The organism is Nocardia sp. NPDC006044 (assembly GCF_042871115.1).
Lineage (GTDB): Bacteria > Actinomycetota > Actinomycetes > Mycobacteriales > Mycobacteriaceae > Nocardia.
This window is the reverse complement of sequence record NZ_JBIAID010000001.1, coordinates 692,613-707,446: the sequence shown is the minus strand read 5'-3', so window position 1 is coordinate 707,446 and position 14,834 is coordinate 692,613. Positions and strand designations below refer to the sequence as shown.

The window sequence follows — 14,834 nt, the reverse complement described above, 5'->3', positions numbered from 1 at the left end:
CGCCGCGCACGGGGTTCTTTCGTTCTGTCGAAAGGCGTTGTGTCATGCCCACATCCACTGTGGTCGACCTGTTGTGCTCGCACTGTTCACACCCGGTCACCGACACCACCGTGACCGCGACGGCCGCCGGCGATTCGTTGTGCCCGGACTGCGCACCCACCATCGCGGTCTGCGCTGAGTGCGAGGAGATCACCCACGAGGTCCATCGCACCACCGACGCCACCGTCCTGTGTGCGCAGTGCGTATCTGGATGGACCCAGTGCACCGACTGCACGGGCTACACCCGCGATAGCCGCGTCCTCATCGATGACCGCCACGCACGCCATGACCGCAGCATCTGCGGCGCCTGCGCCGATGCCTATGCCAGCTGCGACGAGTGCGGCCATTCCACCACGGAAACGTTCCGCGTCGAGGGCGGCAACGACGTGTGCCGCGTCTGCCTCGATGACAACTATCACGAGTGCGCCGAGTGCTTCACCCTCATCGCCTACGACGAGACCTACTGCGAAGGCTGTTCTCCCGTCGAACATGACGCGGTTCACCGCTATGACTACAAACCCTGTCCTCGATTCCATGGCGAGGGTCCGTTGTTCCTGGGGTTGGAACTGGAAATCAAAACCCCGGAACGTCGATTCGAGGACGCCGTCGATACCGCGGTAGACCACCTCGGCGAGCTGGCGTATCTCAAAGAAGACGGCTCGATCCGCCCGTGCGGATTCGAGTTGGTGACCCACCCGATGAGCCACGAGTACGCACGTACCCGGTTCCCGTGGCCGCTGCTGCGCCGGTTGCGGCTGCTGGGTTGCTACACCGACACCGACGTCGGTATCCATGTCCACCTCTCCCGCGACGGATTCAGCTCCCCCGCCCACATCTATCGCTGGTTGAAGTTCATCTACCGCAACGAAATTCCCGTCACGACGTTGGCGCGGCGGTCCTCGACCTGGGCGGTGTTCTCCCCTGACGCGCGCTCGAGTGTGATCCATTACGCCAACGGTGACCGGCACGCCAACCGTTACGAGGCCGTAAACGTGCGACCGCCCGACACCTTCGAGCTGCGGATCTTCGCCAGTTCCCTGCAACCCCAACAGGTCCAAGCCGCGCTGGCCTTCGCCGCGGGGTCGGTCGAATACACCCGCAGCCTCACCCCTGCCGATATCGCGCGCTACCGCGGCTGGGAATGGACGGCGTTCACCACCTGGCTGCGCGGGCGACCGGAATATTCACCGCTTCTCGCCGAACTGGAGGACCTCGCATGTGCATCCTGACCTTCGTCAAACCCGGCGTCGACCCCGACCTCGACGCCCTGCACGGCGGCGCGCTCGCCAACCCGCACGGGCACGGGTACGCAATCATCACCGGTGACACCATCACCGTCGGCCGGGACATGGACCCCGACGCGGTCATCGCCGAATTCGCCGCTGTGCGTGAACGATTCCCCGACGGACCGGCACTGTTTCATTCCCGCCTGGCCACCCACGGCGTGGCGGCGGTGGAGAACTGTCACCCCTTCCTCGTCGGCGGCGACGCCCGAACAGTCCTCGCGCACAACGGGATCCTGCCCGACGAAGTACACCCCGGACCGGCCGATCCACGCTCGGACACCCGCATCGCCGCCGAGGACTTGCTGCCGCGCCAGCCCTTCGGATCCCTGGACTCATGGGCCGGACGGGACCACTTGGAACGCTGGCTGCGCACCGACAAAATGGTGCTGCTCACCGTCGACCCCTCCTACCGCCACCAGGCCTACATCTTCAACGAACGCCACGGCCACTGGGAGCAGGGCAGCTGGTACTCCAACCACTCCTATCTGCACGCGATGTGGGCCAGCGGTGACGAGTGGGATTTCTGCGAACACTGCGGCACCGTCAACGAGGACCCCCTCGGCCCGCACTGCCGTTTTTGCGGCTACTGCGCCGACTGCTCGGCCATCTATCCCCACTGCGATTGCCCCGCCCTGCATGGCCAGGAGCGCTACGCCGACCTGTTCGACCTCGAATCCGCCTGAACCCTCCACCCACCGCGAACGCCGAGTTGCGGTGGCCGGCTCGTCCCGACCGATGGAAGGCATTGCACGGCAATGACACAGAACCTGAACCTCCCCAGCATCCTGGCCCGGCTTCGCGATATCGCTGACCAGCCGGTCATCCTCAGCACCGACGGCCGCCAGGTCCGGCTGCTCATCCACGAACATGACAGCGCGCACAGTGGCCGGCACTACACCGACCTGGCCCCGGATGCTGCCGATGAACTCGCCGCAGCGTTGACCGGGCGCTCGCGCCCCCGGCCGGCCCGTGGCCGAACCCGCTGGCTCCCGCGGTGGGGGGCACGGCGATGACCAGCTCGTGGGTGCCCCCACATGCCGCGACCGAATCCGAGTCCGAGTTTCTGCGCCGGGTGCTCAAGTCCATCGACTACTGGTTCATCGACTGCGCCACCGACGATGCCGCAGACAATCCGCGCAAACTTCTCACCAGCCGCCTGGCCGCCATCGACCACGCAGACCATCCGGACGACGCGGACGCCGAGCTCGATCCGGTGATCGAACTTCTCGGTGCCGAACTGCACCGGCTCCAGCACTGCCACGCCCGCGCCGCCGTCCTCACCCGCGGCGGGTTCCGCCATGACGGCGTGCACGTCAAAGCCGTACACCGCCACCACACCGTCCTGCACTACGACAACGACAAGCTCGGATTCCTGCTCCCGCTGGCGTTCATCGAATCCGTGCAGCAACTGCCCCGATCCATCTCTGAAAGGAGCTGACGCAAGACCAGCACGCCACCATCCCACCGGTACCCAAGGATCAGCAATGAACACTGAGTTGACCCGCTACGTGGCGCGCATCCGTCCGGATCCGGGCTACGAACGCGACCTCATCGATGCCGGCCGCACCATCGAGCACGTCGTGATCGCCGGATATCACGCGGCCTTCGCCACCGAGCCCGGCGCGGCGACCGTCCTCACCGTGTTTCCGGGACTGGAGTTGGCCCAGGCGTACGCCGAGCACGGTGCCGTGATGGCGCTGGTGCGGGTGGAGCACGCGACCCAAGTCGTCATCACCGACGCCGACGGAACCAGTCGAATCGAATGGCAGGACGATACTTTCGGTCCCCCGCCGAGTGGGATCAGCTGGTATCTCGCTCCCACCACCCTCGACCACGACCACCGCTGCGTCATCGCCGAGGGGCGATGGCGTGCCGGAGGCCGCCAAGGCGTGCTCCCCCGTTCGGTGACCACGCTTGTGCCCGGCGTACCCACCGTGGTCGATCTGCGCGACCACGACCCGCAGTCCGGAACTCGTTGGCCACCACCATGATCGGCACCGGCACGGACCTGCTGGCGTGGATCGAGGCGAACCTTCCCGTCCTCGACGAGGAACACTTCGGGCCCTGGCAAGCCGAACCAGTTTGTCCAGGTGCGGTTTTCGCCGAGATCGAGGTTCGCATCCACTGCGCGGGAATCACAGACCGTTCCGCCCGCATCACCTTGTCGGCCGCACCCCGCACCGACCCATCTGTTTGCCCACCACATACCCCGAACCCGCTTCGCCCCAACATAATCCGAGGTGAGCATGACCGACTCCGTACTCCCGCCGACGGGTGCCACGCGCCCGCCGATTCCTGACCGCTTGGCCGACGCACACCGCTCGGGCGACCTGGTCGTCCCCTACATCACGCTCACCCATCACGACCGGACCCGCCCGGTCTGGGGCAAGGTCCACGCCCCGGCCCAGCGGCGGGTTTGGCGGCAAAAGCTATGTCAGATCTGCGGGCAGCCGTTGCTCGACTGGGTCGTCGTATATCTGCGGCCGGCCGACTACACGCGAGGTATCGCAGTAGAACCCGGGATGCACCCCGAATGCGCACACTACTCCGCTTCGGCCTGCCCGGTCCTGGCCGGCCGCATCAACCGCTACCACCCTGACCCCGACCGCCACCTCAGCCCATGCGGCGACACACGCTGTGCGTGCCGGATCTGGACGCGCGTCACCGAAGTACCACCCCATCTCGCCAGCCAGCCCGCCGAAGCCTGGTACGAGGGATGGCTTCCGCTCTCGGACTACACCATCGTCACCGACCACGGCAACGACACAACACAACCGATCACCGGAGTCGATCTGCGTGAGGTGCAGTTGCGCAGGCTGCGCCGAATCCGTGCCGCCGGGCCCGGCGGTGAACAGTCCACGGATCCACTCGCCGTGATCATCGCCGTACGAAAGATCTTCGGCTACGGCGAGGACCTCCAGTGACCGCCAGCAGTCACCTCGCCCCAGGTGCACCAGCATGACCCGGCTGGCGCGGCGCGACCTTCACCGCAGCCGGGTCTATCGCGCCGAACAACGGTTGTGGAACCTGCTCGATGACGCCGACCGCACTGGCGAGCGCATCGTCGAGCTATCCGGCACGCCGATATGCCTGCCGGTGGAAAAGCGTCTGCCCGACATCGACGCGGTAGCCGCCTATCTCGATCGCGTCCTGGCTTTGCGTCCGGTACGCCACCGCTACGGCCGAGCAGGACTCCCGCTCACGGTCCGTGCCCGCGCTCACGGCCACTACGAGCCCGCCACCGCGACCATCGCGATATCCATGCACGACCCGCGCGCCGTGCGGGAACTGCTGTTGCTGCACGAGCTGGCCCACCATCTGCAGCCGCCCCGCGCCCCTGGGCATGGACCCGAATTCTGCCGTGTCTACAGCGATCTCATCCATCACGTAATGAGTCCTCAGACCGCGGGCCTGCTGCGCGCCTACCTCGCCGACACCGGTGTGCGCTGCCGCTAGCCGGCGACACCTGACTCATCCAGAGAGGAGAGGGATGACGACCCTGCTCGAAACGGCCCATCGGATCGCCGAGGAACTCGGAGCCGGCTGGCGCGCCGAGCGTGGCTACATGATCCGCGCCCACGTGCTGCTGCACGGCCCCGACACCGAGACCCTCACCATCCTCGACGGCGACGACTCGCACCGGCGCACCGATCACGGCCGATTACACATCAGCGCCGACTACGGCGAACTGGGCTCCCACCTCAATTCCGGTGAAGGCCACGACCGCATCACCGTCGCGTCACACAGATCGGCCGCCGAGGTCGCTGCCGAGATCACTCGGCGACTGCTGCCCGACTACACGACCACTCTCGGCTTGTGCCGGACCCGCGCGCGAGCCCACGCCCGCCAGCAGGCCCGACAACGAGCGACTCGCGATGCCCTGTGCGAGGCACTGACACCGGCCCGACTCCGCGGAGACGACCATATCGATTTCGGCGAATACGACGACGGCATTCACGGTGACGTCCGCGTGCTGTATAGCGGGCCAACCGAATTCACACTCTCCGTGGCGAGCGCATACGCGCTCGAACTCGCGCAGTTCATTGCCGCCCGCCGCACCGATGACAGCCGGCCGAAATGACGAGCGGCCTCCCGGCACCCGCGCCGAACTTACTCGATGCGGCAATCACCCACGCAGAACGCGGCTTTCACGTCTTTCCCCTCGCCCCACACACCAAGGTTCCGGTGTTCAAGAAGTGGGAAGACAAAGCCACCGGCGACCTGGACCGCATCCGCCGATGGTGGCGCAGACGCCCTCACGACAATATCGCCGTCGCATGCGGGCCATCAGGCGTGCACGTGCTCGACCTCGATACCCACCTCGGCCACCGTGGCCCGCGCCTGTCCTCGCTCGATCCCGATGGCGGCCACGTCCTGGCCCAGCTCGCTGCCCAGAACCACCAGCCACTCCCCATCCCGACCCACGCGGTGCAGACCCCGTCGACAGGCCTGCACCTGTACTACCGCGCACCACCAACACCATTGCTGCGCAACACGATCGCCCGGCTCGGACCTCACATCGACAGCCGGGGCAACGGCGGCTACGTCGTCGCCGCCGGATCGGTACTGCCCCACGGCGACTACCAGCTACTCGATGATCGCGCGCCAATTCCCCTGCCGGCGTGGCTCACCGAACTTCTCACCCCACCGCCACCGCTTCGGCCACACACCGACACCGCCGTGCATCATCGCGATGCCTATGTCGAGGCCGCGGTAGCGAATCAATGCGCCCGTATCCGACACGCCCACACCGGCACCCGCCATCGCGCGGTTCTGCTGGCCGCCAACAGCCTCGGCCGTCTTGTCGGCGCGGGACTGCTCGACTACACCCACGCCCAGTCCGTCTTGCTCCATGCTGCCGCCGTCCATGTCGGGATCGACGACTTCACCAGCGACGAAGCCGCACGCACCATCACCGACGGCTTGACCTACGCCGCCCAACGCGCCGTACTTACCGCCTCCGGGCAGCCCTGACCAAGGAGGTACCGACCGTGCGATACATGCTCGTCAACGACCGCTATTAGATTCGAGTTCGACACCCTCACCGTCGTGCGCGACCGGCTGCGCGCTGGGTTGAACGCCTCCGTATGCGGGAACGGTGGCATCAGCGTGTTCAGCACGGTCATTCGGTGCCGTCACCCTCCCGCTGCCATCGGCGAACAGGAAACAGACCCCAAGCAGGTCCTGCCCCGCCTCACTTAACCGTCAACAGAACGATTGATACTCCTCAAGTAGCACCACTCCCAACCCATCCTCCAGCTCGCACAACCCAGCAGAGTCCCCTCCGTTATAGGAACGTATTCTAACCGCTCGCCGACTCCACGATCTTGGCATAGAGATGTAAACTCCGCCCTTCTTGCCTTACACTGGTAAACTCATATGCGAGCCCCCGTTGTAAGATTATCTCGCGCTGATCGGGAAACACGCTTGCCCGGCCGACATACAACCCCTTAGTTCCTTCCGGAACAGTAAGATGCAGATGAGCGCCGGCTTTAATTATCGGAGGACCCGTGGGGTTCCTCCCCAGAGATCCGGATGTATATCCTGGTTCACGCCATCTTGTTCCGACCAGCTCGAACGGGCTTGCGCCTTTCTGCATAAAATTCGAGTCTGCCAGACTTCGTAAGATCTCCAACCCCTCGGGAATCGGACTATTCAATGCCTCGTCCATAAGATTAATCCGCTCTTCGACCTCCTGCCATGTGGGCCATCGTCCAAATGCGTAGGTGAACTTACCGCGCATGCCAGAGCGCATCCTAATCGTAGACTGCAGCTCGCGGTACGGGTCTGGTGATTCACATATACTTCGCACGAGACTGCGCTGGATCGGGTTCAGATCCTTACGCTCCGCCGCCTGCCATACATCCGACAACTCGGGAATCGTGCCATTTACCAGCTTGTATAGTTCCCACCCGCTTCCAATATCTCCGTAGAATTGGGCGAGCTTCCGCTCTAGCACAAAGCGGTCAATAATTCCATCCGGCCGCAAGATTAGATTGAATGGATGAGAGAGGTTTGTATACCTGAGTACCTGATTTCTACACGCCGGCGAAAGATTACGGAATCTGTTCAGCAAAAATCTGTCGCCATATTCCTCACCTTCCCGATCGGATGCAAATCTACGAATTCCACTCGACTTCAGCCCGGGTCGTCGATCCACTCCACCGCTTGCACCAGGGAATCTTCTGACATTTCCCATTCTTAAATCATCCAGTTCAGAAAGGTCCATAAAAGGTGTTACACAACGCTCATCAAGCCGCTTTGTTTTGCCGACGACCTGCTGAATTTCGAAGGAGTGCCCATGTATTATAGCCCGATTCGTCCGCGCATACATCTCAATAGTGTCTCCCAATCTCAAAGATATTTGCCTAAATTCTCTGATCCATGAACGATCCATTGAGTTTATAGTCCGGAACGAGGGTCTTTTATCACTGCCACGTTGCCAGCCAGGGAAAGCGGCCCGCGTATCACTGCGGTAATCCCGAACAAGAATTGGGCCGCGATCTCCCGAGCATGATCCAGACCGTGATCGGGAACGCCGGGTCTAGATTCGGCCGCGCCGCCAGTACGCGACCTAGACCAGAGATTCGTGAGCGCATTCGTGGCGCGATTCCAGGCATATGAAGAACTGGTGGCAGGCAACAACCCCTCGGATCTGGCAGCTTGCACAGGTGTGCTCGGGTAGTGGCAAGCCAGCATCACCAACTGGATTTCATACAAGGCACAGCCGTTCGTCGAGGACAAGAATTTTCACATGCAAACGTACGAGCACGATCGGGAGAGCCTTTCTTCAGATTCGTCCTCAACGCTACCAAGATCTGGGTTCGCGACGAGTCAGCCAAACGAGCGTGGTCACGACTCGGTCGAACCTCCTGGCGCGGTATCTCGAACACCGCGATCCGGGCGTCTACGCCCGATGGGTTTCTGCTCGCGACCAACGCCTGCGATGGCAGCGAATTGGCGAATGCGACCCGCGCGCGGGAGCCGTGGTTGCTGTGTCGGTACCGCAGTGCCGACGGCGACGCGCCGATGATCCTCGGTCAGGGGTGTCGATTTCACGCTCGCCTACCGGCAGGCGATGGGCTTGTGACCGCGCCCACCTTCGGCGGTCTCCGCCGCCCCGATCTCACGACACCCGATCCCCGCCCCGGCTCTTGGTGCGCCGGTGTGTGCTGTTCGTGTGGCCGGAGGGCGGCGTTTACCTCAATCCTATTCTGGCCCAGGAGGCTTCATGCCCTCGATCGAGAACCCTGACACCTTCATCGCTGCGCTCATCGCCGCGGTTCCCCGGCCGCGTGCACGGTCGGTGGTGTTGGCGGGGATTCATCTGCTCGGGTGCTGGCCCGAGACCTACATTCGCTGCGGGATGGCGATCGCCCCCGACCTCTACTTGACCGATGGTGACCGGCTGGCCGACGACTACCTCGCGACCACACCGATCCTGGCCCAGGCGCTGCGATTCTGCCAGCACTACCAGCTCGACTTGATCGCGGTCGTCATCATCGACGACCTGCGCCCGAACCGGCCGGTGCCGCGCGAATCCCACTGCGAGCTGGTGCGCGTGCTCGGTGACCGGTTGCGTGAGGTCGGCACCGGCCTGCTCGACGCTTGGATCCTCAGCGACATCACCGCTGGGCAGCCGTGGACCAGCCTGCTCGACGGTGACACCGGAACCCTGCCCGCCGGCACCACCGCCAGCCTTGATCCGGCTGCCACGCAACCCCTCCCGCCCATCAGGGCGCTGCCCGAATACCTCGAACCCGACCCTGACCTCACCGGCCAGGTCCGAACACAGCTGGCCGATATCCGCGCCGACAGCACAGAAATCCCCGCCGCCGACAGCGAGGAGGGCGATTCGATCGCGCGTCACCGTGAGCAACTGCGATTCGTTCTCACCCGGATCCATGTCTCCGACACGGGTCCGGCGCTGGCTGCGCGGGATCTGGCTCGGGTAGCGATCATCCTGGGTGAGGAGAGGATTCGCACCTGCCTGTACGCGCTGGCGACCGGTCCGCGCGGCGCCGCATGCCTGCCGATGTGGACCCAACTGGTCCGGGCATTGCCCGCACCCGAGCGCACGCAGGCCGCGATGCTGCTCGCGGTCACCGCCTACACCCATGGCGACACCGCACTGGCCACCACCGCCATCGACATCGCGCTCACCGACGAGCCCACCAATTCCGCCGCGGTGACACTCTCCACCGCCCTCACCTGTTCCGTGCCGCCGGAAAACATCCGCGCCCTGTTCCGGCGTGGATATGACACCGCCACCGAACTCGGTATCCACCTCGACTGACCACGCGCACCGTCGGCCGCACAGATCCGATTTCGCAGATCCACGCCCGCACGGTCCTTGTCCATGACCTTCCGATCCAGGAGCCCCTATGAATACACCTGTACCCCAGCGTCATTCAGTTGTCCTTCACGCCGCGGTGGTGAGGCGGTGATCTCGGATGAGCGGCAACTGATGTGGGCCGTCCTTGCCCGCGCGGCGTTGACCGCACCGTCCCAGGTCCGGTCGTTGATCAGCCAGGTCGGGCCCGAGCAGGCCGCGCACATGCTCACCACCCGCGGCACCCTCATCGAAATTCGCGGAGATCTGCGCGATGCCGTCCGCCGCGACCTGGACCGCAGCGCGGCGAGCGACGGATACCTGATGACCCCGGACGATCCTTGCTGGCCCGCACGCCGTCTTGCCGACCTCGACGCCGACCACCTCGACACCACCGCACCGATAGCGCTGTGGACCCAGGGCAGCGGCCGGGTGGCACTGTCCGCCCACAACACCATCGGCATCGTCGGTGCTCGCGCCGCCACCTACTACGGCCGCCGAGTGAGCGCCGATATCGCCGGCGAACTCACCGACCGCGGATGGACCGTCATCAGCGGTGGAGCCTTCGGTATCGATGCCGAGGCTCATCGCGCCGTCCTGGCCCACGGCGGGACCACGATCGCGGTCCTGGCGAGCGGACTCGATCACCTCTATCCGCACGCGCACACGGAGTTGTTCGCCGAAATCGCCACCAGCGGATTGCTGCTCAGCGAGTACCCGCCTGGAACACCAGCGGCCGGGAGTCAATTCCTCGCCCGCAATCGCCTTGTCGCCACCCTGTCGCGTGCGGTGGTCATCCCCGAGTCCGGGCTGCGTCGCGGGACACGAAACACCGTGCGATGGGCGATGAAACTCGCCCGCCCCGTGTTCGCCGTGCCGGGCCCACGCCGCTCCCCGACCTCCGCGGGCTGCCACGCCATGATCCGCGACGGCGAAGCCAAACCGGTCACCAGTTCCGCCCAGATCCTCGCCAGCCTCACCCCGCCCACTGACCTCACCGGCGGCTCCTCAGCCTGATCGGGCCGCCCGTGGATGCGGAACCGACCGGAGCCACGACGACATGAGATTCGCGCTCGTGTGCATCATCGATGAAAGGAGTCCTCGGTCATGGGGCAGTACTTCGAGGCGATGTTCCTCGCACCGGACTGCGATGAGATTCTCGGCACGATGTTCAGCGGAGTCCTCAAGATGAGCGAGTCCGGGATGTTCGGCTACTACTGCGCCCGGCCAGTCGAATCGGTCGAGCGGTTGCTCACCCAACCGGTCCGCGTGGTCTGGGCCGGCGAGACCGCCGCCCCTGAACCCGATCACCTCGACCCGACCAACCTGCATGGGCGGGCAATGGATGCTCCCCGTCTGCCCCATCTCGATCAGGAACCGGTCGGCCGCTATCTGCTCAACCACGACCAACGTCGCTACGTCGACAAGAACGCGGCCAACAACCCCCAGTGCCACGTCCATCCTCTCGTCGTCCTGACCGCCGAAGGCTGGTACGAGGACACCGACCCAGTCGGCGACTGGGCACGCGAGCGCATCTCCGTCGCCGACACCGTTCCCGGCGGCTTCGAAGAACTGCTCTTCACCTACACCTACCCACTCCCGTCGTAGCCCGGGCGAATCGCCTCTCGCGAACCACCGACGACGACTGCCAACCGGCTCCTGGATCGATCAACAACTCACGATCCGAGCAGCTTGATCGCTGCCCGGACCCGACAGCCGCCATCGCACAGGCGCAGGTATGTCGTGCGCAGTCCCTCAACACATCCAAGAAAGGAATCCCGAGATCATGGCTCAGTATTTCAATCCAGTATTTCTCGCCACCGGATCCGACACCGTCACCGGATACGTCCACACCAAGGGTACGAAGATGTGCGAACAAGGGTGGATCGGCGTCCCCTTCGTCACCGGCATCGAGCGTTTGCTCATCGAACCGACCCGCGTCGTGTGGGCCGGTGACTACGCCGATCCGGAGCCGAACTCCAGCGACAACATCTACTTCCTCGCCCGCAGCAAGGCACCACAACTCTTCGACGTGGACCAGCACCAGCCGACGACTCCGGTTGGCCGCTACATCCTCAACCACGACCAACGCCGCTACGTCGACAAGACCACGGTCCCGGGCAACGACCGCGGCGACCGGGTTCATCCCCTCGTCGTGCTGACTGCCGAAGGCTGCGGTCTCGGCATGGGTGACTTCCGTGAGTGCGACCAAGTGGTCGGTATATGGGCGCGCGACCACATCACTGTTGCCGACACCGTCCCCGCAGGCTTCGAAGAACTTGCCTTCACCTGCATCGAAAGTTCATGACCCCCGCCGACCGAAGGAGGACATAGCCATGTCTGAGATCGCTGCTGTCGAGACCCTCACCCGCGAGCAGTACCTGCAACGGCAGTACCACGCCACCGCAGGGCCGAGCACCGACATCGAGGACACCGCCGTGCTGCAACGCTGGCGCACGCAACGGCCGGACTGGCGTGGCAAGTACTGGACGCTGTCCCCCGACGAGGGCGAGGTGTTGCGGCTGCACCCGATCAACGTCGCCGCACGACGCGCCACCACCACCCCCGCGGCCTGACATCCAACCCTGGGCGCGATCCCGGGTCGTATTCGGCACTGCCATTTTCGGCGGGGCAGCCCACCTTCATCGGCGGGCTGCCCCGCCGTCTGTCTTCCAAGGAGTAGCAATGTCTGACACCGAAACCGGCACCGCCACAGCAGTACTCGACCGAGATACCGCCACAGACGTCGGCACCGGCCCCGTCAGCGATCCACCCGACGCGAATGATCCCCCCGCTGATCTGCCCGTGATCGAGGCGGCGTGGATGGAGCCGGCCGAGCTGGTGATCGATGAGAACGTCCGCGAGAGCTTCCGGATCGAGGACCATCCTCTCCAGGTCGCCTCGATCAAGGAACGCGGGGTCAAGGACCCGATCAACGCGATCCGTGAGGCCGACGGCTCGGTGCACGCCGTGGACGGCCAGGTCCGCCTCCTCATCGCGCTCGCGCTCGAGATGAAGAGGGTTCCGGTGTTCATCGTCGCCGCGCCGGTCGGGCTCAGCGAGAACGAGCGTCGTATCGAGCGGGTTTTCGATCAGATCAACTTCAACGAGCGCCGGATCCCGCTGACCGATGCCGACTATGCCGGTGGCATTGCGCTGGCCCTTGACCTCGGCGCGAGCGTGCCCCGTGTCGCGAAGGCGTTGCAAACCTCCCGCGAGACTGTGAAGGCCAATGCGAAGATCGGGGCGTCTCCGACCGCGAAGGCGTTGCTGGAGACCGATCAGTTCAGCTTCGATCAACTCGCGGTGATCGGTCACTACGAAGCCCTCGGCGATACCGAGGCCGTGGAACGGCTCAACAAGAGCACCCGTTCGAAGTTCGCGCACGAGGTCGAACTCATCCTGGCCGAGCGCGCCGCCGAACGCGCCTATCTGAAAGCCGCATTGCCCTATGGCGCGTATGGGTTCGGCATCCTCACGACCGAGCCCGACACGAGCAGTCCTGACGCGCAGTTCGTTCCGGCCGAACTCCTGGTGACCGCCGACGACGAACCGGTCACCGCGGAGCTGGTCAACACCGACCCCGCCCGGTGGGTGGTGTATCTGCACCGCGAGGAGAACGGGCAACTGGTCGAGAAGAACACCGGCGCGATCGTGGAGCCCGAGGCGGTGGACTGGGACACCCAGGACAACCCCGATGCCGCCGCGGCGCCGGGATTGCTCCACGCCGATCTGGTCGAGCATCGTGACCGGTGGGTGCCGTTCTGCTACCTGCCCGCCGATCAGCTGCCCGACAGCGGTTTCCGGGTCCTGCCGGTCACCGCCGCCCCAGTCGATCCTTCCGATGACGAAGATGACGCGCAGACCCGCGCCGAAGCGAACGCCGAAGCGACCAGGCAGGCCGCAGCCGCTCGTGCGGAGGCCCGTCAGATGCGGGCGCGAGTCGAACAACTCAACATCCGAGGAGTCGCGGCCGCCGAACGGCGCGACGGCGTGCTGCTCAACTTCCTCAGCCGCCGCACCCCGCACACCGCGGCGTCCCGATATGTCGCCGAGTCCATGGCGAACCGCCTCGGCATGAACGATCTGGGCAAAACCCTGCACCTGCTCGGAGTGGGCGGCACCCGTGACGCGTTGATCAAGGCCATCCGGGCCGCGACGCCGGCACGCGCGTGGGTCATCGTCACCGCGATGATCATCGCCAAGCACGAGAACGGCCTCGATAAGTCGTTGTGGCGCAACCACACCGCCGACACCGAACGGTATCTGCACTTCCTGGCCGAGGCCGCCGCCGGACTCGACTACACCCTCTCCGACGTCGAGCAGGCCGCCGCAGGCGACATCGACTACCGCGACATCGATCTCGCCGCCTGACCCGCACCGTTCTGGCAACGGACCGCCTCGCTGGTGTCGACCGTCGTTGCCAGCGAGGTGGCGCGCCGACCGCTGCCAGGGGTCGGGCATCTCGGAAGTTCCTTGTGATGGATCTGTCTTCGACTCTGCGTCGGCACCCGGATCCGAGCGCTCGTATCGCCCGACACCCTTCGGAGATTTCACGCCTCTCCACGACAACGACGCCCATCACGCCCAGATGGCTGGCGGCCGATTCCGATGGCACGTCAACACCTATCGAAGGAGAACTAGTCATGGCTGGAGATACACCACTGACCGTGATCGGGAACCTGACCGCGGATCCAGAGCTCCGGTTCACCCCCGCAGGTGTGGCAGTAGCGAATTTCACCGTCGCCTCGACACCACGGGTGTTCGACCGCAACGCGAACGAGTGGAAGGACGGCCCAGCGCTATTCATGCGCTGCAACATCTGGCGCGCTGCTGCAGAGAACGTCTCCGAGTCGCTGACACGCGGTTCTCGGGTACTCGTCTCAGGTCGGCTCAAGCCACGCTCCTGGACCGACGCTGAGGGCCACAAGCGCAGCAGCCTCGAACTCGAGGTCGATGAGATCGGTCCCACGCTGCGCTACGCCACGGCCAAAATCACCCGCGTCTCTTCCCGATCCACGACATCTCCGACGGAACCTGCTGCGGCACCGGACCGTTCCGGCCAACTCGTCGGTGCAGGCGTCGGTACCCAGACGGGTCAGGATCCGTGGCGCGAACGCAACGGTTGGGGCGGGGCCTCGCCCTCTGACGAGCCAGGGTTCTGAACCCGGCGGTTG

General features: G+C 64.9%; 17 protein-coding genes. 16 read left to right on the top strand and 1 reads right to left on the bottom strand.

From position 1 onward, the window contains the following. The first annotated feature begins 44 nt into the window (after positions 1–44). The 9 genes from ACFYO1_RS03230 to ACFYO1_RS03190 all read left to right on the top strand — a co-directional run bounded on the left by ACFYO1_RS03230 (position 45) and on the right by ACFYO1_RS03190 (position 6,299). Positions 45–1,268 carry a hypothetical protein gene (locus ACFYO1_RS03230; protein ID WP_387226661.1) on the top strand — a complete coding sequence of 408 codons (1,224 nt, stop codon included), beginning with the start codon at positions 45–47 and terminating at the stop codon, positions 1,266–1,268. Beyond that, on the top strand, positions 1,256–2,008 hold the full coding sequence (locus tag ACFYO1_RS03225) for a hypothetical protein (protein ID WP_387226659.1): 753 nt from the start codon (positions 1,256–1,258) through the stop codon (positions 2,006–2,008). The genes ACFYO1_RS03230 and ACFYO1_RS03225 overlap by 13 nt, the downstream gene beginning before the upstream one ends. A 72-nt stretch (positions 2,009–2,080) precedes the next feature. Continuing rightward, on the top strand, positions 2,081–2,338 hold the full coding sequence (locus ACFYO1_RS03220) for a hypothetical protein (RefSeq protein WP_387226657.1): 258 nt from the start codon (positions 2,081–2,083) through the stop codon (positions 2,336–2,338). After that, the gene (locus ACFYO1_RS03215) at positions 2,335–2,763 is read left to right on the top strand and encodes a hypothetical protein (RefSeq protein ID WP_387226656.1); all 429 of its coding nucleotides are present in this window, start codon (positions 2,335–2,337) and stop codon (positions 2,761–2,763) included. The genes ACFYO1_RS03220 and ACFYO1_RS03215 overlap by 4 nt, the downstream gene beginning before the upstream one ends. Before the next feature lie 46 nt (positions 2,764–2,809). Further along, positions 2,810–3,316, top strand: a complete 507-nt coding sequence (locus ACFYO1_RS03210) for a hypothetical protein (RefSeq protein WP_387226654.1) — start codon at positions 2,810–2,812, stop codon at positions 3,314–3,316. Between the two features lie 255 nt (positions 3,317–3,571). Then, positions 3,572–4,249: a hypothetical protein gene (locus ACFYO1_RS03205; protein ID WP_387226652.1), complete on the top strand. Its 678-nt coding sequence runs from the start codon at positions 3,572–3,574 to the stop codon at positions 4,247–4,249. Between the two features lie 34 nt (positions 4,250–4,283). Beyond that, the gene (locus tag ACFYO1_RS03200; protein WP_387226650.1) at positions 4,284–4,781 is read left to right on the top strand and encodes a TIGR04338 family metallohydrolase; all 498 of its coding nucleotides are present in this window, start codon (positions 4,284–4,286) and stop codon (positions 4,779–4,781) included. Between the two features lie 34 nt (positions 4,782–4,815). Then, positions 4,816–5,406: a hypothetical protein gene (locus ACFYO1_RS03195; protein WP_387226649.1), complete on the top strand. Its 591-nt coding sequence runs from the start codon at positions 4,816–4,818 to the stop codon at positions 5,404–5,406. Then, positions 5,403–6,299, top strand: coding sequence for a bifunctional DNA primase/polymerase (locus tag ACFYO1_RS03190; RefSeq protein ID WP_387226647.1), 897 nt, complete (start codon positions 5,403–5,405; stop codon positions 6,297–6,299). Before ACFYO1_RS03195 ends, ACFYO1_RS03190 begins: the two co-directional genes overlap by 4 nt. Before the next feature lie 328 nt (positions 6,300–6,627). Here the strand turns inward: ACFYO1_RS03190 and ACFYO1_RS03185 are convergent, their stop codons facing one another. Then, a complete protein-coding gene (locus ACFYO1_RS03185) occupies positions 6,628–7,068 on the bottom strand; it encodes an ADP-ribosyltransferase (RefSeq protein WP_387231660.1) in 441 nt (146 codons plus the stop codon). A gap of 1,488 nt (positions 7,069–8,556) precedes the next feature. Between ACFYO1_RS03185 and ACFYO1_RS03180 the strand changes: the two genes are divergently transcribed. The 7 genes from ACFYO1_RS03180 to ACFYO1_RS03150 all read left to right on the top strand — a co-directional run bounded on the left by ACFYO1_RS03180 (position 8,557) and on the right by ACFYO1_RS03150 (position 14,822). Next, positions 8,557–9,621 carry a DUF4192 domain-containing protein gene (locus tag ACFYO1_RS03180; protein ID WP_387226646.1) on the top strand — a complete coding sequence of 355 codons (1,065 nt, stop codon included), beginning with the start codon at positions 8,557–8,559 and terminating at the stop codon, positions 9,619–9,621. 147 nt (positions 9,622–9,768) lie between these two features. Continuing rightward, positions 9,769–10,674, top strand: coding sequence for a DNA-processing protein DprA (gene dprA, locus ACFYO1_RS03175; protein WP_387226644.1), 906 nt, complete (start codon positions 9,769–9,771; stop codon positions 10,672–10,674). A gap of 90 nt (positions 10,675–10,764) precedes the next feature. Continuing rightward, positions 10,765–11,265, top strand: coding sequence for a hypothetical protein (locus tag ACFYO1_RS03170; RefSeq protein ID WP_387226643.1), 501 nt, complete (start codon positions 10,765–10,767; stop codon positions 11,263–11,265). A gap of 178 nt (positions 11,266–11,443) precedes the next feature. Then, positions 11,444–11,965, top strand: a complete 522-nt coding sequence (locus ACFYO1_RS03165; protein ID WP_387226640.1) for a hypothetical protein — start codon at positions 11,444–11,446, stop codon at positions 11,963–11,965. Positions 11,966–11,993: 28 nt separating this feature from the next. Next, on the top strand, positions 11,994–12,233 hold the full coding sequence (locus tag ACFYO1_RS03160; RefSeq protein WP_387226638.1) for a hypothetical protein: 240 nt from the start codon (positions 11,994–11,996) through the stop codon (positions 12,231–12,233). A gap of 109 nt (positions 12,234–12,342) precedes the next feature. Then, positions 12,343–14,031 carry a ParB N-terminal domain-containing protein gene (locus ACFYO1_RS03155; protein WP_387226636.1) on the top strand — a complete coding sequence of 563 codons (1,689 nt, stop codon included), beginning with the start codon at positions 12,343–12,345 and terminating at the stop codon, positions 14,029–14,031. A gap of 272 nt (positions 14,032–14,303) precedes the next feature. Continuing rightward, entirely contained in the window at positions 14,304–14,822 is a 519-nt protein-coding gene (locus tag ACFYO1_RS03150; RefSeq protein WP_387226634.1) for a single-stranded DNA-binding protein, read from the top strand. Positions 14,823–14,834 lie beyond the last annotated feature (12 nt).

What these genes read in the sequence shown, in the direction of transcription:
- ACFYO1_RS03205 (WP_387226652.1), top strand. Translation starts at nt 3,572, where the DNA reads ATGACCGACTCCGTACTCCCGCCGACGGGTGCCACGCGCCCGCCGATT.
- ACFYO1_RS03200 (WP_387226650.1), top strand. Translation starts at nt 4,284, where the DNA reads ATGACCCGGCTGGCGCGGCGCGACCTTCACCGCAGCCGGGTCTATCGC.
- ACFYO1_RS03170 (WP_387226643.1), top strand. Translation starts at nt 10,765, where the DNA reads ATGGGGCAGTACTTCGAGGCGATGTTCCTCGCACCGGACTGCGATGAG.
- ACFYO1_RS03215 (WP_387226656.1), top strand. Translation starts at nt 2,335, where the DNA reads ATGACCAGCTCGTGGGTGCCCCCACATGCCGCGACCGAATCCGAGTCC.
- ACFYO1_RS03230 (WP_387226661.1), top strand. Translation starts at nt 45, where the DNA reads ATGCCCACATCCACTGTGGTCGACCTGTTGTGCTCGCACTGTTCACAC.
- ACFYO1_RS03220 (WP_387226657.1), top strand. Translation starts at nt 2,081, where the DNA reads ATGACACAGAACCTGAACCTCCCCAGCATCCTGGCCCGGCTTCGCGAT.
- ACFYO1_RS03180 (WP_387226646.1), top strand. Translation starts at nt 8,557, where the DNA reads ATGCCCTCGATCGAGAACCCTGACACCTTCATCGCTGCGCTCATCGCC.
- ACFYO1_RS03210 (WP_387226654.1), top strand. Translation starts at nt 2,810, where the DNA reads ATGAACACTGAGTTGACCCGCTACGTGGCGCGCATCCGTCCGGATCCG.
- ACFYO1_RS03150 (WP_387226634.1), top strand. Translation starts at nt 14,304, where the DNA reads ATGGCTGGAGATACACCACTGACCGTGATCGGGAACCTGACCGCGGAT.
- ACFYO1_RS03185 (WP_387231660.1), bottom strand. Translation starts at nt 7,068, where the DNA reads ATGCGCGGTAAGTTCACCTACGCATTTGGACGATGGCCCACATGGCAG.
- ACFYO1_RS03165 (WP_387226640.1), top strand. Translation starts at nt 11,444, where the DNA reads ATGGCTCAGTATTTCAATCCAGTATTTCTCGCCACCGGATCCGACACC.
- ACFYO1_RS03155 (WP_387226636.1), top strand. Translation starts at nt 12,343, where the DNA reads ATGTCTGACACCGAAACCGGCACCGCCACAGCAGTACTCGACCGAGAT.
- ACFYO1_RS03195 (WP_387226649.1), top strand. Translation starts at nt 4,816, where the DNA reads ATGACGACCCTGCTCGAAACGGCCCATCGGATCGCCGAGGAACTCGGA.
- ACFYO1_RS03160 (WP_387226638.1), top strand. Translation starts at nt 11,994, where the DNA reads ATGTCTGAGATCGCTGCTGTCGAGACCCTCACCCGCGAGCAGTACCTG.
- ACFYO1_RS03225 (WP_387226659.1), top strand. Translation starts at nt 1,256, where the DNA reads ATGTGCATCCTGACCTTCGTCAAACCCGGCGTCGACCCCGACCTCGAC.
- ACFYO1_RS03190 (WP_387226647.1), top strand. Translation starts at nt 5,403, where the DNA reads ATGACGAGCGGCCTCCCGGCACCCGCGCCGAACTTACTCGATGCGGCA.